Genomic DNA, 3,817 nt, shown 5'->3' with positions numbered 1-3,817 from the left:
GTATTATTTTATCCTGAGCAACAGATATACCTATTGTCCCGAATAAAATCAGAAGAGTCAGTAAATAATTTTTCATGTATTGCATAATTTAAGTCTGGTTATTTGTAAGAATTATTCTTAATTAATGATTCGCCATTGAACGTCTAAACCGGTCAATAGAAAGTCTTTGAAATTAATGAATTTATGTCATTTCCCAAAATATAATATCGATTAACATCTTCAGTGGTCAAAGAACTCTTTTTAGGTTGTTTAATAATTTGGATTATGTAAATAAAACCAATTTCTCTAAAAAGGCAGTTCTTTAATCACCCTGTTTTTTCTGATTATTACGGTGCTGTCCGCTTTTTTTCTCGATCGTTTTTTGGTGGAAAATAAATGCTTGTATTTTGCCTTTGTAACTTTAAAGTCCATGTCTTCTTCAGTACCTTTTAAATCTATTCCTGCTTTAAATGGCATGGGTGATTTTAATATAGAAACATGATAGTCATAAGTCAGGTCCAAATTATGTTGCCCTCCTATGGCGACCTTGTACCTGTCAACAGTCACGATTGAGGGAAAAATTTCTATCTGTTTGTCTTTAAAAATCATGGCGAATTCTAAAGTATCAATGGTGTTTTTCTCTTTGTTTTTGAAAAATAACATCTTTGCCATTTTTTCAAACGTCTTACCGTTCAAAACAACAAGATTTGTGCCTGAAACTCTGGCAATGGCATCCACAGAGGATGCGTTCATTTCGAGGTTTTTATCAATTTTAGTATTTCCTTTCATTCTGGCATCGACTTTTCCTTCAAAAGAATCCACCATAGGAAGTAAGGTATCCAGCACCGGTAAAAGCTCCGTCAGTTTTGATAGATCAATATCAAATATTTTAAAATCAAAATCTAGAGAAGCGACTCCAGGTTTTTTCGATGTGTAAGCAGCAGACGTGGTCATTTTGGCTGCCATTGTGGTCATTTGCAAATTGGCCAAATCGATTTTTTGATCTTTTAAAGTGATGATACCTTGAACATCATCAATAATAAATCTCTTATACTTTAATTGTTTGAAGCTGCTTCTGAGGCTAAGATCCAACTTTTCCGGCACTACAAATGACCTGGGTTGTTCCACTGCTTCTGGTCCCTGTGAGCCTTCATCTTCGGCGATAACCTCTTCAGCTTCTACTTCAATGCTTCTTTCTCCTTCATTAATAGCTTGAATAAATTCGTTAAAGTCGACCAGTTTTGAATTGATCTGTAATTCTCCTTTAAACATTTTGTCATCAAAAAAGGCATCACCTATATTATATACTTTACCTGTTGCCTCAATATCTGAATTTCCAATTTCTAATTTCGTATGATCCAGGCTGATGACGCCGGGAACGAATGTGATTTTTGTCTCGGGCATTTTTATTAGGAGCGGAAAACTGGGTGTAAAAGCGTATAATTTATCAAACGATATTTGACCTTCAATAGGCCAGTTACTTCCGGTTTTGGTAGAGGTTAAATCATAGGCTCCTTTGGTAATCGCAATAAATCGACCTTTAGATTTTATACCGGTTGAATCAATTTGGAATTTAGAAGTGACAGTTGGTATTTTTTTATTCGATTCACTGGGATCAATACTCACATTTGCATTGACAAATTTCATTTTAGCAATAAGCGAGTCTCCTAAAGTCAGATTGCCATTGTCGATTAAAATAGTGGCTTTCATTACAGCTATCTGAGAGCTGTCTTTTAAAGGAGTTGTTGCAAATTTAATGTCTAATTGGTCAAGATTTCCTTTAGATTCCTTGCCATCTTCAAAAATCAGATTTTGAATGAGAATCTTTCCACCTACAACTTTAGATGCCTGTTTTGTGAGTAGGGTACTGTTCTGGTCCTGCTCAATATGGATATCCGCCTTGTCCAGAATAAATTTGAGGCTATCGGTTTCACTTTGAAATACAACTTGATTCATGTTCAAAGTACCCAGTGCCTGAATTTTTCCATAGTCTTCGTTTCGAATATCAACAACATTGAATTGTGAACTAATATTAAGAGACCCGTTTCCCTCTAAGTTGATATTCTTTTTAAAGGGAAGACTTTGTCTCAATGCTGCCAGATCAACTTTTCCATCGGCTTTGATATCGAGGTCAGCATAGTCAAATAAATTTTTACCTTTTCCAGAAATATTGATCTCTGTTCCAACGCCCTTGACCGAAATATTTTTAATATCAAAATGCGACCCTGTATTGATTTGAGGAGAAATATAAGCTTGAATGTCTGCTTCCAGAAGATCTATTTTATTGGGTAAGTTTTTATATGAAACGGTACCGTTATTGATTTTAAAATTGGCATTGATAGCGGGAATACTGCCTTTTGAATAGATACCATCGATGTCTGCAATAATTAAAACATCTCCGGATGCGGTGTAGTTATCAGTTTTGTCAAAGACAGTTTCCGGCACCAGATCAATAAGAGTATTCAGGGTAGGGACTTCTAATTCCAAACGCAAATCAACATCAATTTGTTTTTGTTCTCGATCAGGAGTTAAAGAACCTTCGGAAATAAATTCAATATCGTTGATGCCAACTTTTGCATTTTTTAAATCAATCACTTTTGTTTTTCGATTTACATGAAAGTCGGTATCAAGCTCTAAGCTCAATTCATCTGTGTAGGTGTTTCCCTTTTTTCTGAAAATCAAATTGTCGCTTTGGGTCTGTAGATTTAAAGCAATATCTTTTTCATTGTATTCAGCCGAAAGATCCATGTCAAAACCCTGAAGGCTTAAGAAATTTTCACTGTAACGATCGTCGAAAATTAAATTTCCATTATGAACTGATATTTCTTCGAGGTTGATATTGGCATTAAACTTTTCCTTATTTGAATCTGATTCAACAACGCTGTCTTTCTCTTTACTTTCTTTCAGAATATCCCAATTCACCTCACCTTTTTCAGACACGAATGCGTAGATATTGGGGTTGTGAAAGGAGAATTTTGTTACGTTTATATTATTCGCCAGAAAGGCAATGGGATTGACGCTCACCACGCCGTATTTAAAACTAATTAAAGTATCATTTGCAGATGCGATGTTAGCGCTCAAACTGTCGTTTTGAGTTAAAATATACCCCTTTTTTAACTCAAGTTTAAAATTGGGGAAGGTCTTAAAAAAAGTAAGCTCGATGGCTTCAATGGAAAGCTCCGCCTTTAGGTTTTTGTTTACTGCCTCAACTACTTTTGGCGTGATTTTTTCTGGTGTTAATACAAATTGAAAGACTGCTCCGATTATCAAAGCAATCACTAATATAAGACCCATGAGGGATATCCCTATTGTTTTTAAAATTTTTAAAGGTCTTTGCTTCATGTCAGGTGTGCATTTTTCTGATTAGTCAATTCAAAAAAGTATTCTCTAAAATACGAAATAATTGTTTGATAAAGAAAAAAGGTGCTTGGGACAATTATAACAACCGTTGGTCCTAGTTCACTGGGATGTGTTCACCGAAAACTTTATTTTCAATTTTTTAAATTGAATACGTTATTTAAATCATTAAAAAATTTTACTACATGAAAACAGTTGTCATCACAGGAGCTAATAGAGGAATTGGACTTGATACAACCTTGGCTTTTGCCAGGGCAGGATACAGAGTCTATGCAACAATGAGAAATACAGAAGGAGCAATTGCTTTGAAAGAAACTGTTGAAGTAGAATCACTTCATGTTTCGCTCCATCAAATGGATGTCGATAATGATCAATCCGTTGTGGATTGTTTGAACATCATTCAAGATGACTGCGGAGCCATTGATATAATCATTAATAATGCAGGGATTGAACGTCATGGAGCCATAGAAGAAATGGACCT

Annotated in this window: 2 protein-coding genes; one reads left to right on the top strand and one right to left on the bottom strand. The window is 35.0% G+C overall.

What is annotated here, in order from left to right; translation table 11 throughout:
• Window positions 1-285: 285 nt before the first annotated feature.
• Window positions 286-3,321, bottom strand: a complete 3,036-nt coding sequence (locus ACR2MV_RS07870; protein ID WP_434021362.1) for a hypothetical protein — start codon at window positions 3,319-3,321, stop codon at window positions 286-288.
• Between the two features lie 200 nt (window positions 3,322-3,521).
• Between ACR2MV_RS07870 and ACR2MV_RS07865 the strand changes: the two genes are divergently transcribed.
• The coding region (locus ACR2MV_RS07865) for an SDR family NAD(P)-dependent oxidoreductase (RefSeq protein ID WP_434021361.1) at window positions 3,522-3,817 on the top strand (296 nt) is incomplete at its 3' end.

This window comes from Lutimonas sp. (assembly GCF_051011215.1).
Classification (GTDB): Bacteria; Bacteroidota; Bacteroidia; order Flavobacteriales; family Flavobacteriaceae; genus Lutimonas.
This window is presented reverse-complemented; position numbering and strand designations above follow the sequence as displayed.